Source organism: Burkholderia sp. Bp8998 (assembly GCF_003854235.1).
Taxonomy (GTDB): domain Bacteria; phylum Pseudomonadota; class Gammaproteobacteria; order Burkholderiales; family Burkholderiaceae; genus Burkholderia.
Genome location: NZ_QTQF01000004.1, coordinates 45,626 through 68,902, shown reverse-complemented (window position 1 = coordinate 68,902; position 23,277 = coordinate 45,626). Strand labels below are relative to the sequence as shown.

Annotated in this window: 21 protein-coding genes; 1 reads left to right on the top strand and 20 read right to left on the bottom strand. The window is 66.5% G+C overall.

Annotation, left to right across the window (positions count from 1 at the left end; translation table 11 throughout):
• Positions 1-33: 33 nt before the first annotated feature.
• Positions 34-516 carry a nitrate reductase associated protein gene (locus DIE06_RS06645; protein WP_124612619.1) on the bottom strand — a complete coding sequence of 161 codons (483 nt, stop codon included), beginning with the start codon at positions 514-516 and terminating at the stop codon, positions 34-36.
• A 114-nt stretch (positions 517-630) separates the two neighbouring features.
• On the opposite strand from DIE06_RS06645, the gene fdhD reads away from it, so the two are divergent.
• Positions 631-1,461 carry a formate dehydrogenase accessory sulfurtransferase FdhD gene (gene fdhD / locus DIE06_RS06640; RefSeq protein WP_124660714.1) on the top strand — a complete coding sequence of 277 codons (831 nt, stop codon included), beginning with the start codon at positions 631-633 and terminating at the stop codon, positions 1,459-1,461.
• Here fdhD and DIE06_RS06635 read toward each other — a convergent pair.
• From DIE06_RS06635 to DIE06_RS06545, 19 genes are all read right to left on the bottom strand, one after another.
• Entirely contained in the window at positions 1,446-2,621 is a 1,176-nt protein-coding gene (locus DIE06_RS06635; RefSeq protein WP_124660713.1) for a fatty acid desaturase, read from the bottom strand. The two genes, fdhD and DIE06_RS06635, sit on opposite strands and share 16 nt — an antisense overlap.
• Before the next feature lie 95 nt (positions 2,622-2,716).
• The gene (gene cyoD / locus DIE06_RS06630) at positions 2,717-3,049 is read right to left on the bottom strand and encodes a cytochrome o ubiquinol oxidase subunit IV (protein ID WP_124612616.1); all 333 of its coding nucleotides are present in this window, start codon (positions 3,047-3,049) and stop codon (positions 2,717-2,719) included.
• Entirely contained in the window at positions 3,050-3,661 is a 612-nt protein-coding gene (cyoC, locus tag DIE06_RS06625; RefSeq protein WP_124498978.1) for a cytochrome o ubiquinol oxidase subunit III, read from the bottom strand. It abuts the gene before it with no gap.
• The gene (cyoB, locus tag DIE06_RS06620) at positions 3,661-5,673 is read right to left on the bottom strand and encodes a cytochrome o ubiquinol oxidase subunit I (RefSeq protein WP_124660712.1); all 2,013 of its coding nucleotides are present in this window, start codon (positions 5,671-5,673) and stop codon (positions 3,661-3,663) included. The genes cyoC and cyoB overlap by 1 nt, the downstream gene beginning before the upstream one ends.
• Positions 5,674-5,676: 3 nt before the next feature.
• Entirely contained in the window at positions 5,677-6,567 is an 891-nt protein-coding gene (cyoA, locus tag DIE06_RS06615; protein ID WP_124660711.1) for a ubiquinol oxidase subunit II, read from the bottom strand.
• Positions 6,568-6,987: 420 nt separating this feature from the next.
• Complete coding sequence (locus tag DIE06_RS06610) at positions 6,988-7,755, bottom strand: enoyl-CoA hydratase (protein ID WP_124660710.1); 768 nt, start codon at positions 7,753-7,755, stop codon at positions 6,988-6,990.
• A gap of 90 nt (positions 7,756-7,845) precedes the next feature.
• A complete protein-coding gene (locus DIE06_RS06605) occupies positions 7,846-9,045 on the bottom strand; it encodes an acetyl-CoA C-acyltransferase (protein WP_124660709.1) in 1,200 nt (399 codons plus the stop codon).
• A 27-nt stretch (positions 9,046-9,072) separates the two neighbouring features.
• The gene (locus tag DIE06_RS06600) at positions 9,073-11,508 is read right to left on the bottom strand and encodes a 3-hydroxyacyl-CoA dehydrogenase/enoyl-CoA hydratase family protein (RefSeq protein WP_124660708.1); all 2,436 of its coding nucleotides are present in this window, start codon (positions 11,506-11,508) and stop codon (positions 9,073-9,075) included.
• Positions 11,509-11,621: 113 nt separating this feature from the next.
• Positions 11,622-13,409 (bottom strand): acyl-CoA dehydrogenase C-terminal domain-containing protein, encoded by a 1,788-nt coding sequence (locus DIE06_RS06595; RefSeq protein WP_124660707.1) that lies wholly within the window; start codon positions 13,407-13,409, stop codon positions 11,622-11,624.
• Positions 13,410-13,467: 58 nt separating this feature from the next.
• Positions 13,468-14,067, bottom strand: a complete 600-nt coding sequence (locus DIE06_RS06590; protein WP_006751498.1) for a TetR/AcrR family transcriptional regulator — start codon at positions 14,065-14,067, stop codon at positions 13,468-13,470.
• Between the two features lie 198 nt (positions 14,068-14,265).
• A complete protein-coding gene (clsB, locus tag DIE06_RS06585) occupies positions 14,266-15,540 on the bottom strand; it encodes a cardiolipin synthase ClsB (protein ID WP_124660706.1) in 1,275 nt (424 codons plus the stop codon).
• Positions 15,537-16,031 carry a dihydroneopterin triphosphate diphosphatase gene (nudB, locus tag DIE06_RS06580; RefSeq protein WP_124660705.1) on the bottom strand — a complete coding sequence of 165 codons (495 nt, stop codon included), beginning with the start codon at positions 16,029-16,031 and terminating at the stop codon, positions 15,537-15,539. Before nudB ends, clsB begins: the two co-directional genes overlap by 4 nt.
• Positions 16,032-16,187: 156 nt before the next feature.
• Positions 16,188-17,990 carry an aspartate--tRNA ligase gene (aspS, locus tag DIE06_RS06575; RefSeq protein WP_124660704.1) on the bottom strand — a complete coding sequence of 601 codons (1,803 nt, stop codon included), beginning with the start codon at positions 17,988-17,990 and terminating at the stop codon, positions 16,188-16,190.
• A gap of 67 nt (positions 17,991-18,057) precedes the next feature.
• Positions 18,058-18,708 (bottom strand): DUF502 domain-containing protein, encoded by a 651-nt coding sequence (locus DIE06_RS06570; RefSeq protein ID WP_006477842.1) that lies wholly within the window; start codon positions 18,706-18,708, stop codon positions 18,058-18,060.
• Positions 18,709-18,769: 61 nt separating this feature from the next.
• Positions 18,770-19,114, bottom strand: a complete 345-nt coding sequence (locus tag DIE06_RS06565; protein ID WP_124660703.1) for an FmdB family zinc ribbon protein — start codon at positions 19,112-19,114, stop codon at positions 18,770-18,772.
• 95 nt (positions 19,115-19,209) lie between these two features.
• Positions 19,210-19,836 carry an SAM-dependent methyltransferase gene (locus DIE06_RS06560; RefSeq protein WP_124660702.1) on the bottom strand — a complete coding sequence of 209 codons (627 nt, stop codon included), beginning with the start codon at positions 19,834-19,836 and terminating at the stop codon, positions 19,210-19,212.
• Positions 19,837-19,853: 17 nt separating this feature from the next.
• Entirely contained in the window at positions 19,854-21,431 is a 1,578-nt protein-coding gene (gene ubiB, locus DIE06_RS06555) for a ubiquinone biosynthesis regulatory protein kinase UbiB (RefSeq protein WP_124660701.1), read from the bottom strand.
• 12 nt (positions 21,432-21,443) lie between these two features.
• Positions 21,444-22,070, bottom strand: coding sequence for an SCP2 domain-containing protein (locus tag DIE06_RS06550; protein ID WP_124660700.1), 627 nt, complete (start codon positions 22,068-22,070; stop codon positions 21,444-21,446).
• Positions 22,071-22,233: 163 nt separating this feature from the next.
• Positions 22,234-23,268, bottom strand: coding sequence for a Tim44 domain-containing protein (locus DIE06_RS06545; RefSeq protein WP_124660699.1), 1,035 nt, complete (start codon positions 23,266-23,268; stop codon positions 22,234-22,236).
• Between the last annotated feature and the right edge of the window lie 9 nt (positions 23,269-23,277).

Genomic DNA, 23,277 nt, shown 5'->3' with positions numbered 1-23,277 from the left:
TGCGCCGCCGCACGCGGCGCTTCCCGGGGCCCGTCAGTGCGTGGCCGTCAGCCCGAACTCCCGCATCGCGGGCAGGAAGTCGTGATTGAGCTTCGGCTTGCGCGACAGCTTCATCAGCACGTAGCGCTGGAACGGCGCGAGCCGCTGCCACTGCGCGAGCGCGGGTGCCGGCAGCCCGGCCAGCGCGCTCTGCTGCACGAGCGCGTCCGGCACCGTGTCGGTCGCGCGCCAGCTCGGCTGCTCGTCCGGCTGGAACCACGACGGTTCGAGGTCGGCATGCGTGCGCAGCATTTCGAATAGCGCGTGATCGAAATTGGGCTCGATCGCGGTGTCGTCGTCGGCGGGAAAGCGCGCGAGCAGCTTGCGGTCCTCGAGCGGCAGCAGTTGCCACTGCTCCAGTGAAATCCGCAGACCGAAACGGTCGAGATTGAAACGCACGATCATCGGAATATACGTCAGGTTTTCCGACGAATCGTGTTCGAAATTGAATAGCAGCGGAGCGTCGCTGAGTCCCATGGTCGTTACCTGAGTGGCGGATGCCGGCGCGGCCGGCCTGCCTGAGGTATTTTAGAACCTCTGCGCGCGAGCGGCGCACACGATCGTCGCCGCGCCTGCCTCGAATCAACGGGAGTGCTCGTGAATCCGACTGAAACAGAAGAGCCGCGCGGCGCGATCGAGCTGTCCGTGCGCCGCACGCGCGGCGGCGCCGTCGAAACCGCGCACGACTACGTCGGCCAGGAATGGCCGGTCGCGCTGGTCTTCAACGGCATCTCGCACGCGGTGATGATGTGCACGCCGTGCGACCTCGAGGCGTTCGCGGTCGGCTTCGCGGTCTCGGAGGGGATCGTCGAGCGCGGCAGCGACATCAAGGACATCGAGGTGATCCTGCACGCCGACGCGCCGCTGCCGCACGCGGAGGTGCATCTCGAAGTCGTCCAGCAGGCGTTCGCCGCGCTGAAGGACCGCCGCCGCGCGCTCGCGGGACGCACCGGCTGCGGCGTATGCGGGATCGAGAGCATCGACCTGCTCGATCTCGCGCCCGAACGGGTGCCCGACACCGGCTTTCTCGCGCGCCTCGCGCCCGATGCGCTCGCGCGCGCGGCGCATGCGCTGCCGGCCCATCAGGCACTCACGCGGCTCACCGGCGGCCTGCATGCGGCCGCGTGGTGCGACGCAACAGGCGCGATCCGGATGGCGTTCGAGGATGTCGGCCGCCACAACGCGCTCGACAAGCTGATCGGCGCGCTCGTGCTGGCGCGCGCCGACGCGACCGACGGCTTCGTGTTCCTGTCGAGCCGCGCGAGCTACGAGCTCGTGCGCAAGTCGGCGCGGGTCGGCATTCCGATGGTCGCGACGATCTCCGCGCCGTCGTCGCTCGCGATCGGGATCGCGAAGGCGGCCGGTTTGCGGCTGGTCAGCTTCTGCCGCGAAACCGGCCACGTCGATTACGGCACCGCGTGAGCGCTCGCGGCGGGCGCGGTGCCCGCCGGTTCGCGAACCGCCTCCGGCGGTTCGACCGCGGCGGCCGGCGCGCTTGCGTCGCATGCCGGATCACTCGTCCGGTTGCCGCGGTAGTCCGTCCACAGCTTGCGGTCGGTGTCATAGAGCTTGCAGCGCCGTGCCGTGTCGAAGTACCAGCGCCAGCTGAAGCGCTGCACGACGATCCGCCCGGGCAGCATGTCCTCCAGCTTCGCCTGCGCAGGCTTGAGCCGGTACAGCGGCACGCTCATGTCGACGTGATGCGCCGTGTGCTCCATGATGTGGTGCAGCAGGCCGCCGATCCCGAACGGGAACGTCAGATGCAGCGTGGTCGACACGAACGGCGCGGCATTCGACCACTCGGCCCGGTTCGCGTGCCACGCAATGCGCGGGTCGGTGTGGTGCACGTACACGACGAACCCGATCATCGAGCACCAGAACAGGAATGGCACGAGCACGCCGGTGGCGAGCAGCAGCGCGACGGGCTGCCGTGTCACGATCGCCACCCACACGACGGCGGCGATCCACACGGACGCGAAGCCCGTCACCAGCAGGCAGTCGCGCCGGAACACCGGCCGCGACGCGCCGATATGGGTCTTGGTCGGGAAATACATCCGCAGCCACCAGATCTCGACGAAATAGTAGAGGCCCGGCGCCCAGCCGCTTCGGTAGACACGGTCCAGCAAGCGGCGCGCCGGCGACAGCGCGGCGAACTCCGCCGGCGTATGCGGCGCCCACACGAAATCGAAGCCCTTCAGGTTCGTATAGCCGTGGTGCACGACGTTGTGCCCGACTTCCCACAGGCTGTATGGCGTCAGCGACGGCAGGAAAGCGATGCGGCCCAACCAGCGGTTCAGCCGGCGATCGGGCGTCAGGCTCTGATGGCAAGCGTCGTGCCCGATGATGAAGAGCCGACCGGTGATGAACCCCGCAGCCATCCCGCAGACGAGCTTGCCGACGAGCGACGGAATCAGCAGTGCGCCGGCGAACGCCGCGAACAGCAGCAGATAATCGAGCACGAGCAGCAGGATCGGGCGCACGATCTCGCGTGTGGCGAACGGCACGAGCCACGCGCGGATGATCTTGCGGTGCGGGATGGGCTCGCCCGGGCGAACCGGGGTCTGGGAATCGTTGTCGATCATGATGCAGAAAGGCGCGCGAACCGCACGCCGGAAAAGAAAGGAGCCGTGCGGCATGCACGGCGCAAGGGAACGGGCCGCACCACGGCCCGGGCCGGCTACCGCGACATCATGTTCATGCTGACGTTGTGCATCACCCACAGCGTCCCGAAGATCAGGATCAGCGCGGTCAGCACCGTATAGCTGAACGCCATCACGTTCCAGCGCTGGCTGGACGACGTGTTCATGTGCAGGAAGCAGACGAGATGCACGACGATCTGCGCGAATGCGAGTACCGCGAGCGTGATGATCGCCGCTTTCGGCGCGAGTACGCCGCCCATCACGAGGCCGAACGAAGCGGCTGTCAGCAGCACCGACAGCACGAAACCGACGAGATAGCCACCGGCGGTGCCGTGCGCTTCATCGTGATGGATGAGTTCCGAATGGGCCATTTAGATCACGCTCGCGAGATAGACGAAGGAGAACACGCAGATCCAGACGATGTCGAGGAAGTGCCAGAAGAGGCTCAGGCAGGTGAGGCGCCGGAAGTCGCGCTCCGTCATGCCGGGACCGCGCGCGATCTGCACGACGAGCACGACCATCCACAAGAGGCCGACCGCCACGTGCAGTCCGTGCGTGCCGACCAGCGCGAAGAACGCCGACAGGAATGCGCTGCGCTGCGGGCCGGCGCCCTGCGCGATCAGGTGCGAGAACTCGCGCAGCTCCAGCGCGAGAAACGCGGCGCCGAGCACGAACGTGACCGCAAGCCACAGGAACACCGTGCCGCGCCGGCGACGCTGTGCACCGAGCATCGCGAAGCCGTACGTGATGCTCGACAGCAGCAGCGCCGCCGTCTCGAGCGCGACGCCCGGAATGTCGAACAGGTCCTTCGCGGTCGGACCGCCCGCGAACTGGTTGCCGAGCACCGCGAACGTCGCGAACAGCGACGCGAAGATCACGCAGTCGGTCATCAGGTACAGCCAGAAGCCGAACACCGAATGCGACGGCGGATGAGCGTGCGCCGCCGGATGGCGGGCACCGCCCGCGACAGATTGATACGACATCAGTTCGTCTCCAGTTCGGCTTGCGGCGCCGGTGTGCCGATCCGCACGCCCGCGCGTTGTTCCTCGATCTTGCGGACGGTATCCGCGGGGATGTAGTAACCGTCGTTGTCCCGTGCGCTGTACAGCACCACCGTCGCGACGATGCCGACGAGCGAGGCGATTGCGAGCCACCAGATGTGCCAGACCAGTGCAAAGCCGAGCAGCAGGCTGCCGATGCCGACGAAGAAGCCCGCGCTCGTGTTCGACGGCATGTGGATGTCCTGGTACCTGACGTTCTTGCCGAGGCCGAGGCCAAGCCCCTTCGCCTTGCGGTACGCGAGCTCGTCGAGCTCATGGACGTTCGGGATCACCGCGAAGTTGTAGACGGCGGGCGGCGACGACGTCGCCCACTCGAGCGTGCGGCCGTTCCACGGATCGCCCGTCGCGTCGCGATACTGCGGCTGATTGCGATTGCGCCAGCCGACCCATACCGACGCGACCTGGCACAGCACGCCGATTGCGATCAGCGCGACGCCGCCCGCGGCGGCGACCAGCCACGGATGCCATGCCGGGTTGTCGTAGTGGTTCAGGCGGCGCGTCATGCCCATGAAGCCGAGCACGTACAGCGGCACGAACGACGCATAGAAACCGAGGAACCAGCACCAGAACGCGCGCTTGCCGAACTTCTCGTCGAGCCGGAAGCCGAACACCTTCGGGAACCAGTAATGGACGCCCGCGAAGTAGCCGAACACGACGCCGCCGATGATCGCGTTATGGAAGTGCGCGATCAGGAACAGGCTGTTGTGCAGCACGAAGTCCGCGCCCGGGATCGCCATCATCACGCCGGTCATCCCGCCGAGCGTGAACGTGATCATGAAGCCGATCGTCCACAGCACCGGCGCGGTGAACTCGATGCGGCCGCGGTACATCGTAAACAGCCAGTTGAAGATCTTCACGCCGGTCGGGATCGCGATGACCATCGTCATGATCCCGAAGAACGCGTTGACGTCCGCGCCGGAGCCCATCGTGAAGAAGTGATGCAGCCACACGAGGAACGCGAGCACCATGATCACGCACGACGCATAGACCATCGTCCTGTAGCCGAACAGCGGCTTCTTCGCGAACGTCGCGATCACTTCCGAATAGATGCCGAACGCGGGCAGCACGAGGATGTATACCTCGGGATGCCCCCACGCCCAGATCAGGTTCAGGTACAGCATCGCGTTACCGCCGGCCTCGTTCGTGAAGAAATGCATGTCGAGGTAGCGATCGAGGCCGAGCAGCGCGAGCGCGACCGTCAGGATCGGGAACGTCGCCATGATCAGCACGTTCGAGCACAGCGCGGTCCACGTGAACACCGGCATCTTCATCAGCGTCATGCCCGGTGCGCGCATCTTGACGATCGTCACGAAGAAATTGATCGACGTGATCAGCGTACCGACGCCCGAAATCTGCAGCGCCCACAGATAGTAGTCGACCCCGACACCCGGGCTGAACCGCAGCTCCGACAACGGCGGATACGCGAGCCAGCCCGTCTGCGCGAATTCGCCGATCACGAGCGAAACGTTCATCAGGACCGCGGCGACCGCCGTCATCCAGAACGAGAGCGAGTTCAGGAACGGGAACGCGACGTCGCGCGCGCCGATCTGCAGCGGCACGATCAGGTTGAAGAACGCGACCAGCAGCGCCATCGCCATGAAGAAGATCATGATCACGCCGTGCGCGGTAAAGACCTGGTCGTAATGATGCGGCGGCAGGTAGCCGGGGCCGTTGTACGCGAGCGCGAGCTGCAGGCGCATCATCACGGCGTCCGCGAAGCCGCGCAGCAGCATCAGCACCGCGACGACCAGGTACATCACGCCGATCTTCTTGTGATCGACGGACGTCAGCCATTCGCTCCACAGCCATGTCCACCTGCCGGTGACCGTCAGCGCGGCGACGATGCCCAGCACGACGAGCCCCATGAAGGCACTCGCTCCCATGATGATGGGCTGATCGAACGGGATCGCCGAGAGTGTCAGTTTGCCGAACATGCGTTACCCCTTCGTCGTGCAGGCGGCGTCCTTCGGGTCGAGGACATGGCCGTTGTTGTACTTCGCGATGATGTTGTGAAAGAGCTTCGGGTCGACCGACGAGAAGTAGCGCACGGGCGCCTTCTCGCTCGGCTGCGCAACCGTGCCGTACTCGGTCATGTCCAGCCGGTCGGACGACGCCTTCACCTTCTGCACCCACGCGTCGAACTGCTCGCGCGGCTCGGCGAGCGTGCGGAATTTCATGTCGGAGAAGCCGCGGCCGCTGTAGTTGGCGGACACGCCCGCATAGTCGCCCGCGTCGTCGGCAATCAGGTGCAGGCGCGTCTGCATGCCGGCCATCGCATAGACCTGGCTGCCGAGCTGCGGGATGAAGAACGAGTTCATCACCGAGTCCGACGTGATGCGGAAATTCACCGGCGTGCCGACCGGAATCGCGAGCTGGTTGACCGACGCGATGCCGAGCTCCGGATAGATGAACAGCCATTTCCAGTCGAGCGCGACAACCTCGACATCGATCGGCTTCACCGACGATTCGAGCGGCTTGTACGGATCGAGCTCATGGGTCGTCCGCCATGTGAGGATGCCGAGGAACAGGATGATCAGCGTCGGCACCGTCCAGATCACGACCTCGATCGCGGTCGAGTGCGACCAGTTCGGCGCATAGGCGGCATTGCGGTTCGATGCGCGGTAGCGCCACGCGAACCACAGCGTGAGCAGGATCACCGGCACGACGACGATCAGCATCGCCCACGTCGCGGTCGCGATCAGCGATTTCTCCGCGACACCCACCGCGCCCTTCGGATCGAGCACGTGAAGGTCGCTGCATCCGGCGAGTCCCGCCAGCAGCGCGATGGCGGGCGCCGCACGCGCTCCGCCGGTGATTCGTCCGATCATTGTTCGTTTGCCTGATTGTCGTTGAGAAGAACTGCCGGCCCGCACGCCGCCGTCGCGCGACGCATCCGGCCCGGGCGAGCTGTGCGCGAACTGTACGGAGAATTGCCGCAGTGCAACTTGATGGCGGACAAGATTTGCCCAATGAGGGGGAACCGCCCCCAGGCAGAGCGGGTCGGGATCCCGGCTCGCGCGATTGCAGGCGCGGCACGCCGCGCCCGCGCCATGACAGGCGCCGGCGGGCATGGCGCGGGCGGGGATGGCCGCGGAAAGACGCGGAATGCCGCGCTAACGCGCGGCGACGCAGGTCAGAGCCGATGCGTCGAGCGATGGATCGGCGGAAAGAACGAACCGAGGCCGCGCGGCCGGCGGCTCACGGATGCGCGCGTCGCATCCGAAACGGCGACGCGCTTGTTTCCGGCGTCAGTCGAACTGACGGAAATCCGGCTTGCGCTTCTCGAAGAACGCCGTCATCGCCTCGCGCGCTTCCGGCGCGCGCAGCATGGCGGAGAAGTGGCCGGCTTCCTCGCTCATCCGCGCGGCAACCGCCACCCCGCCCGTTTCCTTCAGCAACGCCTTCGTCACGCGCAGCGACGCTGCCGGCAGCGCCGCGAGCTTCGCCGCCTGCTTTGCCGCGAATGCGTCGAGCTCGGCCGCCGGCAGCACGCGATTGACGATGCCGATGCGGTGCGCTTCCAGCGCGTCGAACGCTTCGCCGAGCAGCAGCTTCTCCGCGGCAACCTGATGGCCGGTGAGGCGCGGCAGCAGCACGCTCGATGCGGCTTCCGGGCACAGCCCGAGCTGCGCGAACGGCAGCGAGAACGTCGCGGTGTCGGCTGCGTAGACCAGATCGCAGTGCAGCAGCATCGTCACGCCGACGCCGACCGCGATGCCCGGCACCGCGGCGACGATCGGCTTGCTCGCCTGGCTGATTCGCGCGAGGAACTGGAATACCGATGCGTTCTCGTCCTTCGGCGGCGTCTTCAGGAAATCCTCGAGATCGTTCCCCGCGGTGAAGTTGCCGTCGCCGCCGCGCAGCAGGATCACGCGGATCGCCTTGTCTTCCTGCGCGTCGGCGAGCGCATCGGCCATCGTCTGGTACATCGCCGCCGTCAGCGCGTTCTTCTTCGCCGGGCGCGCGATCGTGATCGTCATCACGCCGTCGGCGCGTTCCACTTGAATTTCGGCCACAACCGTCTCCTTTTGCTTTCCTCTTCCGGAATGAAAAACGGTGCGCAAGCTCGTGGCTCGCGCACCGTGATCGCTACTGTCCCGCTCCGCTTACAGACGTTCGATGATGCCCGCCGCACCCATACCGGTGCCGACGCACATCGTGACCATCCCGTACTTCAGGTTGCGGCGGCGCAGGCCGTGCACGACGGTCGCCGCGCGGATCGCGCCGGTCGCGCCGAGCGGGTGGCCGAGCGCGATCGCGCCGCCCATCGGGTTGACCTTCGACGGGTCGAGGCCGAGATCGCGGATCACCGCCAGCGACTGCGCGGCGAATGCCTCGTTCAGCTCGATCCAGTCGAGATCGTCCTGCTTCAGGCCGGCGGCCTTCAGCGCGGCCGGAATCGCTTCCTTCGGGCCGATGCCCATGATTTCCGGCGGCACGCCGCGCACCGCGAAGCTCACGAAGCGCGCGAGCGGCGTCAGGTTGAATTCCTTCAGCACCTTCTCCGACACCACGAGCAGCGCGCCCGCGCCGTCCGACGTCTGCGAGCTGTTGCCGGCCGTGACCGAGCCCTTGTTCGCGAACACCGTGCGCAGCTTCGCGAGGCCCTCGAGCGTCGTATCCGCGCGCGGACCTTCGTCGAGCGCGATCTCGCGCGTCTTCACGTCGACTTCGCCTGTCGCGAGGTTCGGGAAGCGCTCGGTGATCGTGTACGCGGCGATTTCGTCGCCGAACTCGCCGGCCTGCTGCGCGGCGAGCGCCTTGCGGTGCGATTCGACCGAGAACGCGTCCTGGTCTTCACGGCTCACCTTCCACTGCTCGGCGACACGCTCGGCGGTCAGGCCCATCCCGTACGCGATGCCGAAGTCTTCGCTGCGATCGAAGATGTGCGGCGACATCGACGGCTTGTTGCCCATCATCGGCACCATGCTCATCGATTCGCAGCCGCCCGCGAAGATCGCGTCCGATTCGCCGACGCGGATGCGGTCCGCCGCCATCGCCAGCGCCGTGATGCCCGACGCGCAGAAGCGGTTGACCGTCACGCCGCCGACCGTCTGCGGCAGGCCCGCGAGCAGCGCGCCCATCCTCGCGACGTTCAGCCCCTGCTCGGCTTCCGGAATCGCGCAGCCGATGATCGCGTCCTCGATCAGCTTCGTGTCGAAGCCGGGCACCTGCGCGACCGCCGACTTGATCGCGTGAACCAGCAGCTCGTCGGGGCGCGTGTTCTTGAAGACACCGCGCGGGGCCTTGCCGATCGGGGTGCGGCTGGCGGCGACGATGTATGCGTCTTGCAGTTGTTTGCTCATTTGAGACTCCTTGCCTTATCCGCTCGCTCAGTTACGCACCGGCTTGCCGGTCTGCAACATGCCCATGATCCGTTCCTGCGTCTTCTGCGTGCCGAGCAGCTCGACGAACGCGCGGCGCTCGAGCGCGAGCAGCCACTGCTCGTCGACGAGGCTGCCCGCTTCGACGTCGCCGCCGCACACGGCTTCGGCGATGCGGCTCGCGATCAGGTAGTCGTGGTCGCTGATGAAACGGCCGTCACGCATGTTGACGAGCGATGCCTTGATCGTCGCGATCGCCGAGCGGCCTGCCACCGGCACGTCCTTCGCGCGCAGCGGTGCGCGGTAGCCGACAGCGGCCAGCGCGCGTGCTTCCTTCTTCGCGGTGTCGAGCAGTTCGAACACGTTGAAGATGATCGTGTCGGACGGCTTCAGGTAGCCCATCGCGCGCGCATCGTGCGCCGACGACGACACCTTCGCCATCGCCGCGTTCTCGAACGACTTCGTGACGAACTTCAGGATGTCGGTGGTCGCGTTCGCGGCCGTGGCCGCATCCGCGGCGCGCAGCGCCGCTTCCTTCAGGCCGCCGCCCGCCGGCACGAGGCCGACGCCCACTTCGACGAGACCGATGTAGCTCTCGACGTGCACGACGCGCTTCGCGCTGTGCAGCATCAGCTCGCACCCGCCGCCGAGCGCGATGCCCGACACGGCCGCCACCACCGGCACGTTCGCGTACTTCACGCGCAGCATGCCTTCCTGGAACTTCTTCACGAACGGCTCGATGCCCTTCGCGCCGCCCATCATGAACGCGGGCATCGCCTCCTCGAGGTTCGCGCCGGCCGAGAACGGGCCGCCCGGCGTGCCGAGCTTCAGCGACGTCGGCTGCCAGATCACCACGCCCTTGTAGTCCTTCTCCGCGAGCTCGATCGCCTGCACGAGGCCGTCGATCACGCTCGGTCCGATCGTGTTCATCTTCGACTTGAACGACACGATCACGACATCGTCTTCACCCGCACGGTCGTCGACCCATGCACGCACCGTATCGGTTTCGAACAGCGTCTTGCCGTACGTCTTCGGATCGGCGCCGGCTTCTCCGACGAGCGGCGCGCGGAATACCTGCTTGCCGTAGACGGCGAGGTCCGAACGCGGCACGAAGCGCTGCGACGCCGGCGCCCACGAGCCCTCGGCCGTGTGCACGCCGCCCTTCTCGGCGACCGCGCCTTCGAGCACCCACGACGGCAGCGGCACGTTCGCGAGCGCCTTGCCGGCCGCGATATCTTCCTGCACCCATTCGGCGACCTGCTTCCAGCCGGCGGCCTGCCAGCCTTCGAACGGGCCTTCGTTCCAGCCGAAGCCCCAGCGGATCGCGAGGTCGACGTCGCGCGCGTTGTCGGCGATCGACTCGAGATGCACACCGATGTAGTGGAACACGTCGCGGAAGATCGACCACAGGAACTGCGCGTGCGGATGGTCGGTCTCGCGCAGCAGCTTCAGGCGTTCCGCCGGCGGGCGCTTCAGGATGCGGCCGACGGTTTCGTCCGCCTTCGCGCCCGAATCCACATAGGCGCCCGTCTTCGCGTCGAGCACCTTGATCGCCTTGCCTTCCTTCTTGTAGAAACCGCCGCCCGTCTTCTGGCCGAGCGCGCCCTGCTTCACCAGTTCGGCGAGCACGGCAGGCGTCTGGTAGACCGGGAAGAACGGATCGTCGGCAAGGTTGTCCTGCATCGTCTTGATCACGTGCGCCATCGTGTCGAGGCCGACCACGTCCGCGGTGCGGAACGTCGCCGACTTCGCGCGGCCGAGGCGGCTGCCCGTCAGGTCGTCGACTTCGTCGAAGCGCAGGCCGAACTTGGCGGCCTCGGTGATCACCGCGAGGATCGAGAAGATGCCGACGCGGTTCGCGATGAAGTTCGGCGTGTCCTTCGCGCGCACGACACCCTTGCCGACGATGCTCGTCAGGAAGGTCTCGAGCTGGTCGAGGATCTCCGGACGCGTATGCGCGGTCGGGATCAGTTCGACGAGGTGCATATAGCGCGGCGGGTTGAAGAAGTGCACGCCGCAGAAGCGCGACTTCAACTCGTCCGAGAAACCTTCGGACAGCTTCGTGATCGACAGGCCCGACGTGTTGGTCGCGAAGATCGCATTCGGTGCGATGTGCGGCGCGACCTTCTTGTACAGGTCGTGCTTCCAGTCCATCCGCTCGGCGATCGCCTCGATCACGACGTCGCACTCGGCGAGCTTCGCGATGTCGTCCTCGTAGTTCGCGGCTTCGAGGTATTTCGCGTCGTCCTTCACGCCGAACGGCGCGGGCGACAGCTTCTTCAGGTTCTCGATCGCCTTCAGCGCGATCGCGTTTTTCGGGCCTTCCTTGGCCGGCAGGTCGAACAGCAGCACCGGCACGCGCGCGTTGACGAGGTGCGCGGCGATCTGCGCGCCCATCACGCCGGCGCCCAGCACGGCGACCTTGCGAATCAGGAAATTGCTCACGGGATGTCTCCGGATAGTGTCGTGCAGCGCGGGTTGGGAGGGCTGCACGGCGAAGTGAGTACCAGGAACCGTTGCGTTCGGGCGGCGCGTGGCGCGCACCGCCCGGACTCGCGTCAGAACAGCGATTCGTCGACTTCCATCAGCGTCTTCGAACCGGCGCGCGCGGCGCGGATCGTCGCTGCCGTCTCGGGCAGGAGGCGCGCGAAGTAGAAGCGTGCCGTCGCGAGCTTCGACTTGTAGAACGGATCGCCCGACGCTTCCTTGTCGAGAGCGAGGCGCGCCATGCGCGCCCAGAAGTACGAGAACACCAGGTGGCCGACGGTGCGCAGGTACGGCACGGCGGCCGCGCCGACTTCATCCGGGTTCTGCATCGCCTTCATGCCGATTTCCATCGTCAGCTTCTGCACCTTGTCGCCGATGTCCGCGAGCGGGTTGATGAACTCGGCCATCTCCGGCTTCACGCCTTCGGCTTCCGCGAATTCGGTCACGAGCTTGCCGAACTTCTTCAGCTTCGCGCCCATGTCGCCGAGCACCTTGCGGCCCAGCAGGTCGAGCGACTGGATCGAGTTCGTGCCTTCGTAGATCATGTTGATCCGCGCGTCGCGCACGTACTGCTCCATGCCCCACTCGGAGATGAAGCCGTGGCCGCCGTAGATCTGCATCGCATGGTTGGTCGACTCGAACGCGTTGTCGGTCAGGAACGCCTTGATGATCGGCGTGAGCAGCGCGACGAGGTCGGCCGCTTCCTTGCGCACCGCTTCGTCACCGTGCGACAGCTCCTTGTCGATCTGCAGTGCCGACCAGTACGTGAACGCGCGCGCGCCTTCCGCGTAGGCCTTCTGCGTGAGCAGCATGCGGCGCACGTCCGGATGCACGATGATCGGGTCGGCCGGCTTGTCCGGTGCCTTCGGGCCCGTCAGCGAGCGCATCTGCAGGCGTTCCTTCGCGTACGTCAGCGAGTTCTGGTACGCGACTTCCGTCAGGCCCAGGCCCTGCATGCCGACGCCGAGACGCGCGGCGTTCATCATCACGAACATCGCGTTCAAGCCCTTGTTCGGCTCGCCGACCATCCAGCCCTTCGCGTTGTCGAGGTTCATCACGCACGTCGAGTTGCCGTGGATGCCCATCTTGTGTTCGATCGAGCCGCACTTGATGCCGTTGCGCTCGCCCGGCTCGCCCGCGGCGTCCGGAACGAACTTCGGCACGATGAACAGCGAGATCCCCTTCGTGCCTTGCGGCGCGTCCGGCAGGCGCGCGAGCACGAGGTGGATGATGTTCTTCGACATGTCGTGCTCGCCGCTCGAGATGAAGATCTTCGTGCCGCTGATCGAGTACGAGCCGTCGCCGTTCGGTTCGGCCTTGGTGCGCAGGATGCCGAGGTCGGTGCCGCAGTGCGGCTCGGTCAGGCACATCGTGCCCGTCCATTCGCCCGACACGAGCTTCGGCAGGTATTGCTGCTGCAGCTCCGGCGCGCCGTGCGCGTGCAGGCATTCGTAGGCGCCGTGCGACAGGCCCGGATACATCGTCCATGCCTGGTTCGCCGAGTTCAGCATTTCGTAGAGCGCGTTGTTCACGAACGCGGGCAGGCCCTGGCCGCCGTAGTCCGGATCGCAGCCGAGCGCCGGCCAGCCGGCCTCGACGTACTGCTGGTACGCCTCCTTGAAGCCGGTCGGGGTCTTCACGACGCCGTCGCCTTCATACGTGCAGCCTTCGCGGTCGCCGACCTGGTTCAGCGGGAACAGTACCTCGGAGCAGAACTTGCCCGCTTCCTCGAGGACCTGGTTGATCGTGTCGGCGTCGAGGTCCGCATGCTTGGGCATTTGCTTGACTTCGGCTTCGACGTTCAGAAGCTCGTGCAACACGAATTGCATGTCGCGCAGCGGCGCGGCGTACTGTCCCATGACTCTCTCCAAAGGTGGGCAAAACGGCTCGAGCTCCTGGCGGGCGGGTCACGCGCCGCTAACGGCTCTCGCTCTGATACGAAACAATCGTCTTTTCCAGCGCGGCCCACGTGAGGCGCACGGCATCCGGCGAATGCAGGAATCGTGCGTCGTGATGCAGGCCGAGCGTGAAGCTGTACAGTTCGAAGAGCATCAGGTCCGGATCGGTATCCGCACGCAGATGGCCTTCTTCCTTCGCCTGCGAAATGGCACGCAGCATCGCGGCACGCCAGGCCGTCACGCTCGCGATCAACTGCTCGCGCACGGGGCTGTCGGGCCGGTCGTCGTACTCGACCGCACCGCTGATGTAGATGCATCCGGTCGTCACCTCCTGGATGCGCTTCTCCGTCCAGCGGGCCAGCATCGCCCGAAGGCGCGGCAAGCCTCGCGGCTCGCGCAGGCTCGGAAAGAACACCTCGTTTTCGAAACGATGGTGATACTCGCGGACGACCTCGACCTGCAGATCCTCGCGCGATCCGAAGTGCGCGAACACACCGCTCTTGCTCATCTGCATGCGCTCGGCCAGGAGGCCGATCGTCAGCCCCTCCAGCCCGTCACGGCTGGCGAGGTCCAATGCAGCTTCGAGTATCGCGGCACGCGTCTGTTCGCCTTTTCGCATAGCTTTTTCTGTAACCGTTCGGGGGTTCGAATAAAATCGAACGGCCGTACTATTATTGAGTGCGGCCGCTCGCGAAACAAGGAAATTATTAGAAACCGGTGTCTAACCGAGCCGCTATTTTGCGCGATTCCGGCGGGACCGGAGCGGCTTTTCCGCACGAACGTGCGGACAGATTTTTGAAGCGGATGCTGAGTCCGGTCAGTCGTAACCGCCGACCGTCAACGCCTTCATCACGAGGCGGTACGTGTTGTATGCCAGCCAGTTCAGCACACGCTCGATGCGCGGCCGTGCGGCGTACCGGGCGGCATCGATTTCGCGGCCTTCGGAGAAGGCGGCCGCGATCGCGTCGCGCAGTTCGTTCGTGACCGCATCGTAGCGCACCAGCACGACGTTCGCTTCATTGTTCAGCATCAGGCTCAGTGCGTCCAGGTTCGACGAGCCGACGGTCGCCCAGTTGTCGTCGATCACGGCCACCTTGCCGTGCAGGATCGTCTTGTCGTACTCGGCAACACGCACGCCCGCGCGCAGCAGCGCGTGATACAGGAACGGCACGGCCGTATCGAGCGCCGTGAATTCCTTGCGGCCGATCAGGATCCGCACGTCGACGCCGCGGCGTGCAGCGCCCGTCAGCGCACGGCGCAGCTTGCGGCCCGGCATGAAGTACGGATTCGCGAGCAGGATCCGCTGGCGCGCCTGGCCGATCGCGGCGAGATAGGCCTTCTCGATCGCGCGGCGGTTCACGACGTTGTCGCGCGCGACGAACGCGACGCTCGGCTCCGTCACGACGCGCAGCGCACCGGCCTTGACCCACCGGTGGCTGCGTATCCAGCGCCGGAACATGTCCGGGAACGCTTCGCCGCCGTGCAGGCCGGCCGCGTACTGCGCATAGGGCTTGTGGCCGAACTGGATGCGGTGCCACTGCAGCTCGAACGCGGCGCGCACGTCCGACACCGCCGGCCCGGCCATCTCGATCGCGAAATCCCAGCGCGGGAACGGCAGCATGGCGCTGCCCTGCGTGTAGTCGTCGACGATATTGATGCCACCGCAGAACGCGACCGCATGATCGATCACCGCGAGCTTGCGGTGCGTGCGCGAGAAGCCGAAACGGCCGAACAGGAAGCGGTTGTAGATGCAGTGCTCGACGCCGGCCTCGGCCCACGCATCGAACAGCGGCAGGCGCGCGGTGCCGATGCCGTCGGTGATCACGCGCACGCGCACGCCGCGCTGCGCCGCGCGAATCAGCGCATCCGACACCGGGCGGCCGGCCGCGTCGTCGCAGAAGATGTAGGTTTCGAGCATGACCTGCTCGCGCGCCGCATCGATCCGCTCGATCAGCGCGTGGAAGAACGCATTGCCCGTCTCGCACAGCCGCACCGTGTTGCCGGCCGTGAACGCGAGCCGCGACGCGGAGCCGCGCTCCTGCAGGAACATCTGCCGCAATTGCGCGAAGCGCTTGCGGGTTTCCGCATTCATGCGGACGAGCCGTGCGGTGCCCGCGCGAGCGACACGCGCGCGGGCAATTGCAGGATCGCTTCGGCGTTCGACGGCGAGAAGCAGCGCGCGGCCGCTTCGCGGTACGGCAGCCAGGCATGGTCGACATGCTCGCGCGGCGACAGCGTCACGTCGACGCGGCGCGGTACGCACAGGCCGAACCAGTGCTCGACGTTGCGCGTGACACCCGGCGCATAGCGATGCAGGTATTGCGGATAGATGCTGTATTCGATCCGGTGGTGCCAGTCGACCAGCGCGGTGGCCGGCACGTCGGGCGTGCCGACCGCGATGCCGGTTTCCTCGGCGACCTCGCGCGCGGCCGTGAGCGCGAGCGGCTCGTCGAGCGCGTCCTTCGATCCGGTCACCGATTGCCAGAAATCGGGCTGGTCGGCACGCTTGATCACCAGCACGTCGAGTTCGGGCGTGTAGATCACGACGAGAACGGATTCGGGGATTTTCGGCGGCTTCGTCATCTTTGTTTCATGCGGCACAGGGCCGTGCGCCGGGCTTGGGCCCGAACGTGCGGCAAGTGCTGCGACTGTACCGCAAAAAACGAAAAAGGCGCACAACGGCGCCTTTTTCATTGGGCGTCGTGCGCGCGTCGCCGCGCACACGACCTGTGACAAGCGTTACGCCTTCGGCTGTTCCGGCTGACGCAGACGGATGTGCAGCTCGCGCAGCTGACGCTCGTCGACCGGGCTCGGCGCCTGCGTGAGCAGATCCTGCGCACGCTGCGTCTTCGGGAACGCGATCACGTCGCGGATCGAGTCGGCACCGGCCATCATCGTGACGATGCGGTCGAGGCCGAATGCGATACCGCCGTGCGGCGGCGCGCCGTACTGCAGCGCGTCGAGCAGGAAGCCGAACTTCAGTTGCGCTTCTTCCGCACCGATCTTCAGCGCGCGGAACACCTTGCTCTGCACTTCCTCGCGGTGGATCCGCACCGAGCCGCCGCCGATTTCCCAGCCGTTCAGCACCATGTCGTACGCCTTCGCGAGGCAACGGCCCGGGTCGGTCTCGAGGTACTCGAGGTGCTCGTCCTTCGGGCTCGTGAACGGATGGTGTGCCGCGACGTAGCGTGCGTCTTCGTCGTCGTATTCGAACATCGGGAAGTCGACGACCCACAGCGGCTTCCAGCCGGCCTGGACGAGGCCGTTCGCCTTGCCGAATTCCGAATGGCCGATCTTCAGGCGCAGTGCGCCGAGGCTGTCGTTGACGACCTTCGCGCGGTCGGCCGCGAAGAAGATGATGTCGCCGTCTTCAGCGCCGGTGCGCTCGAGGATCGCCGCGATCGATGCGTCGTGCAGGTTCTTGACGATCGGGCTTTGCAGGCCGTCGCGACCCTTCGCCTTCTCGTTGACCTTGATCCATGCGAGGCCCTTCGCGCCGTAGATGCGCACGAATTCGGTGTAGCCGTCGATGTCGCCACGCGACAGCTCGCCGCCCTTCGGCACGCGCAGCGCCGCGACACGGCCGTCCTTCGCGTTGGCCGGCGTGCTGAACACCTTGAAGTCGACGTCCTTCATCGCGTCGGTCAGCTCGGTGAATTCGAGCTGCACGCGCAGGTCCGGCTTGTCCGAACCGAAACGCGCCATTGCTTCCGAGTACGGCATCACCGGGAATGTCGCGTCGAGCTCGACGTCGATCGTCGTCTTGAAGATGTGACGGATCATGTCTTCGAACAGGTCGCGGATTTCCTGCTCGCCGAGGAACGACGTCTCGCAGTCGATCTGCGTGAATTCCGGCTGACGGTCGGCACGGAGGTCTTCGTCGCGGAAGCACTTGGTGATCTGGTAGTAACGGTCGAAGTTCGCGACCATCAGCAGCTGCTTGAACAGCTGCGGCGACTGCGGCAGCGCGAAGAACTGGCCTGCGTTCACGCGCGACGGCACGAGGTAGTCGCGCGCGCCTTCCGGCGTGCTCTTCGTCAGCATCGGCGTTTCGATGTCGATGAAGCCCTGCTCGTCGAGGTACTTGCGCGCTTCGATCGCGACACGGTAGCGCAGGCGCAGGTTGTGCTGCATCTGCGGACGGCGCAGGTCGAGCACGCGGTGCGTGAGGCGCGTCGTTTCCGACAGGTTGTCGTCGTCGAGCTGGAACGGCGGCGTGACCGACGCGTTCAGCACGATCAGCTCGTGGCACAGCACTTCGATCTTGCCGCTCTTCAGGCCGGCGTTGACCGTGCCTTCCGGACGGTTGCGCACGAGACCCTTGATCTGCACGCAGAACTCGTTGCGCACGCCTTCGGCGGTCGCGAACATCTCGGCGCGATCCGGGTCGCACACCACCTGCACGAGGCCTTCACGATCGCGCAGGTCGATGAAGATCACACCGCCGTGATCGCGGCGGCGCTGCACCCAGCCGCACAGCGACACGGTTTGGCCCAGCAGGTGTTCGGTCACGAGACCGCAGTATTCAGTACGCATCGACATGATGTTTGCTTTCGTTCGGTTTGATCAACGGGTGCCGCAACGCGCGGCCCGGGCGATGATTCTTTACTTACAGCGGCGGCTCGACGGGACGGCGGGCGGGCGCCGGAGCCGGCGCCGAAGGCGCCACGACGCCCATCGAGACGATGTACTTGAGCGCGGCATCGACCGACATGTCGAGTTCGATGACTTCGCTCTTCGGCAGCATCAGGAAGAAGCCCGACGTCGGGTTCGGCGTCGTGGGCACGTACACGCTCACGTACTCTTCCGTCAGATGGTTGACCACGTCGCCGCCGGGCGTGCCGGTCAGAAACGCAATCGTATACGAGCCGCGACGCGGGTATTCGATCAGCAGCGCCTTGCGGAACGCGTTGCCGCTGCTCGACAGCAGCGTGTCCGACACCTGCTTGACGCTCGTGTAGATCGGCCCGACGACCGGGATGTGACGCACGACCGCGTTCCACCACGTGACGAGCTTCTGGCCGATGAAGTTCTGCGTGGCCAGCCCGACGACGAAGATGAACGCGAGCGTCAGCACCGCGCCGATCCCCGGCAGATGGAAGCCGAGCATCCGCTCCGGCTGCCACGATTCGGGCAGCAGCAGCAGCGTCTGGTCCATCGTGCCGATGATGAGGCCGAGCACCCACAGCGTGATCGCGAGCGGGACGAGAACCAGCAGGCCGGTCAGAAACACCGTTTTCAGGGTCGTCTTTTTCATCATCTGCCGTCAATGAACCGCGCCGGAAGCGCGGGTTGGTCGCGACCCGGCCGGGCCGCGACGGTCAACTGCCGGCGGCGGGCGCTGCAGCCGGGGCCGGCGCGGCGCTCGTCGTCGTACTGTCGGAACTCGCGGCCGCAGGCGCGGCTGCCGCCGGCGCCGCGGCGCCCGGTGCTTCCGTGCCCGTGTCGCCGGACGCCGTCGCCGGCGCGCTGGTGCCGCCCGAGCCACCGCGAAAATCGGTGACATACCAGCCGGAGCCCTTCAACTGAAAGCCGGCGGCGGTGACCTGCTTGCGAAACGCATCCTTCCCGCATTCGGGGCACTGCGACAGCGGCGCGTCGCTCATCTTCTGGAGCACGTCCTTGGCGAAACCGCACGCTTCGCATCGATAGGCGTAGATCGGCATGATATTTTTCCCGCAGAAACTGGAAACGGCTTGCAAAACCTTGAATTATATCCGAAACCCCGGCGCGCTCCGGCAACAGCCGCGATGCGAGGGCTTCAGCGACGGCGCCACGTGAGCCAGCGCTCGTGTCCTTCGAACACGGCCAGCGAATCGGTCACCGGCAGATCCTCGATCAGTTCGAAGTGCGGCGCGAGCAGCGCGTCAAGTTCGGCACGCTCGATGCCGAACGGCGGCCCCTTCGGTTTCTTCATCACGAAGAAATAGCCGGCCAGCAATCCGTCCGCCGGCAGCAGTTCCGCCATCCGCGCCGCATAGTCGGCACGCATGGCCGGCGGCAGCGCGCACAGAAACGCGCGCTCGTACACCCACTGCACGTCGAACGGCGGCCGGTACTCGAAAAAATCGGCCTGCTCGACGACGTCCGCGTGCGCGCCAAGCTGCGCCTTCGCGACCGCCACCGCCTGCGCGGCGAAATCGATCGCGCGCACGGGCCAGCCGGCCTGCGCGAGCCAGCCGGCCTCCTGAGCACTGCCGCAGCCGGGGATCAGCACCGCGCACGGCTCGCGCCGCCGCGCAAACGCGCGAAACCCGTCCGGCACGCCGCCGAATTCCCACGGCGTCACGCCACGCGCGAAACGCTCGTCCCAGAACGACGCGTTGCGGGGGTCGCGCGTCGCGAAATCGGCGGCGCTCGGCGCGGACGGTTGTTTCGGTTCGGACATCGCTCCAGTCCTTTCGGTCATGCGCTGTACGCGAGCGCGAGCAGCACGCGCGCGACGAGCGCCCCGACGCCGACGGCCAGGCCGAAGATCAGCAACGCCTGCAGCAGCCGGTTCGTCCGTTTCTGCTCGACGAGGATCTGACGCATCAGGTCCTCGCTCGCCGCGCGCGGTGCGTCGTGGCGCGCCGCCATCGCGTGGTGGATCAGGCGCGGCAGTTGCGGCAGCGTCTTGCTCCACTGCGGCGCCTCGACCTTGAAGCGCTCGTACCAGCCGCGCAGGCCGATCTGCTCGGTCATCCAGCGCTCGAGATACGGCTTCGCGGTCTTCCACAGGTCGAGCTCGGGATCGAGCGAGCGGCCGAGCCCCTCGACGTTCAGCATCGTCTTCTGCAGCAGCACGAGTTGCGGCTGGATCTCGACGTTGAAGCGGCGCGACGTCGAGAACAGGCGCATCAGCACCTGGCCGAGCGAGATGTCCTTCAGCGCGCGGTCGAAATACGGCTCGCACACCGCGCGGATCGCGCTTTCGAGCTCCTCGACGCGCGTCTCGGGCGGCACCCAGCCCGATTCGAGGTGCAGCGTCGCGACGCGGTGGTAGTCGCGCTTGAAGAACGCGAGGAAGTTCTGCGCGAGGTAGTTCTTGTCGAAATCCGACAACGCGCCGACGATCCCGAAATCGAGCGCGATGTAGCGGCCGAACGTGTTCGGGTCGAGGCTCACCTGGATGTTGCCCGGGTGCATGTCCGCATGGAAGAAGCCGTCGCGGAACACCTGCGTGAAGAAGATCTCGACGCCTTCGCGCGCGAGCTTCTTGATGTCGACGCCGGCCGAGCGCAGCGTCTCGACCTGGCTGATCGGCACGCCGGTCATGCGCTCCATCACGAGCACCTGCGACGTCGAGAAATCCCAGAACATCTCGGGCACGAGCAGCAGGTCGAGGCCCGCGAAGTTGCGGCGCAGCTGGCTGCCGTTCGCGGCCTCGCGCATCAGGTCGAGCTCGTCGTGCAGGTACTTGTCGAATTCGGCGACGACTTCGCGCGGCTTCAGGCGCCGGCCGTCGGCCCACATGCGTTCCGTCCACGTCGCGATGTCGCGCATCAGCGCGAGGTCGGAATCGATCACCGGCAGCATGTTCGGGCGCAGCACCTTGACCGCGACGGCCTTGCCCGCGTGCGGGCCCTGCTTCAGCTTCGCGAAATGCACCTGCGCGATCGACGCGCTCGCGATCGGCTCGCGCTCGAATTCGTCGAACAGTTCATCGACCGGCGCGCCGAGCGACTTCTCGATGATCGCGATCGCGACCGCCGAATCGAACGGCGGTACCTGGTCCTGCAGCTTCGCGAGTTCGTTCGCGAAATCGACCGACAGCAGGTCGCGCCGTGTCGACAGCACCTGGCCGAACTTCACGAAGATCGGGCCGAGGCTTTCGAGCGCGTGACGCAGCCGTACGGCGGGCGGATCGGAATAGCGGCGGCCGATCGTCGTGATCCGCAGCAGCAGCTTCACGCGCCGGTCGTCGATCCGGGACAGCATCACTTCGTCGAGGCCAAAGCGGATGACGGTGTAGACAATCTTGATGAAACGGAAAATGCGCATGCCCTGCGGCCCTCAGTGCGCGCCGCGCGGGCCGGAGCCCGTGCGCGCGCCGATTTTTTGTTCGAGTCGCTCGACCCGTTTTTCGACCCGCGCGAGCGCATCGCGCGCACGCGCCAGTTCGGCGTCGAAGCCGCCGAGCACGGTGCGCCGGACGACTTGCGGGTTCTCGTCGAGCCAGTACTCGGCGACGGAATCGAGCACGTTTCGGCCGGTGCGGCGCGCGCGCGCGCCGGCGTCGCGCACGACCGTCGCGATCCGGTACGCCGCCGCGTCGCCGACCAGCTTCGCGAGATCTTCCTCAGGTTCCCAGCGCAGGTGCTCGGCCAGCTTCGCGATCTGCGTCGCGAACTCCGCGTCACCCTCGATCTTCACGTGCTTCATCACCGCCGCCTGGCCGCCCTGCAGGAATGCGGCGACCGTATCGCCCGCGAGCGCGATCGACACGTCGACGTGTTGCGCATCGTGCGCTTCCACCGCGGACAGGTAGCCGTCGGGCTGCACGAGCAGCGTGAGCGTGACGGGCGGCACGTCGAGCCGGGCGGTCTTGCCCGCGTAGGGGATCAGGCGGTCGCGCGCCCATGATTCACGCGCGAGCAGGTGATTGACAGCGGCAGCAAAAGGCTTGGCGGCAAAGGTCATCGGGCTGGGAAAGAAAAAACCCGCGCAGGCCGGGCGCCCACGCGGGTTTCTATTGTAACGTCGGATCGTCGGCAGACCGCGGCCAACCGCACACCCGGGCGGCAAGCGGTCGCAGTGCGGCGGCCGTCGCCCGGGCAGCCGGCGAGCCGGCCGCCGGTCACGCTCAGTGCGTGTTGATCTGCTGGATACCCGCGAGCAGCCAGCCCTGGCTGCCCGACTTCGACAGGTTCCACACCTCGTCGAACGGCGCCGCCGACGCGTTCGCCGATTCGCGGATCAGTCCGTGGAAGCGCACGCTCGCCGACTGCTCGATGCCGCGATCCTCGATCGCGACCAGTTCCGCGTCGAGCTGAACGACATCGGTCTGGTTCGCCTCGTTGCCGCGCGAATCGAGGTCGATCTTGATCTCGGCGAACATTTCCGGCGTCGTGAACTCGCGGATGTCGGCCAGGTTGCCCTGGTCCCATGCGGCCTGCAGGCGCACGAAGTAGACCTTCGCGCTGCGCAGGAACGCTTCGGTATCGAAGCCGGCCGGCACCTGCAGCGGTGCGGCCGCCATCGCGCCCGCCGCGCCGGCGGCCGCTGCGCCGCCGCCGAACACGCCCTGCGCTTCGTTCGCGTAGCTGCTGCCGCTGCCGGCGTAGTTGCTGCCGGTGCTGCCTTGCTGGAACGACGGGCTCTGCGAGTAGCCGCCCGACGACGAGGCCGAGCCGCCCACCGAGTACGCCGGTTCCTGCGGACGGCGACGGTTCATGAACTTGCGGATCAGCCAGATGCCGACCATCGCCAGCAGCGCGATCACGATGACGTTCGCCATCATGCTCGCGAACGCGCCGCCGAGGCCGAAGTGCGACAGCAGCGCCGCGATGCCGAGGCCGGCCGCGAGACCGGCGATCGGCCCGAGCCAGCGCGAGCGGTTCGGCTGCGCGGCCGGGGCCGGTGCGGCCGGGTTCGCGCGCTGCGCCTGCGCCGGCGCGGCCTGCTGCATCGGTTGCTGCGCCGGCGGCGTGGCCTGGCGCTGCGTGACGGTGGAACTCTGGCGGCCGATGCTACGCCCGCCGCCCATGCGCCTGGCTTCGGCGTCAAGCGATGCGAACGTGCCGGCCGTGAGCAGGCCGACCATCAGCAACGTGCCGACCCGTCGAGCCCACGGCTTCGACGGCTTGCCACGGTTGAACAACGAACGCGATTCGGACATCAGCTTCTC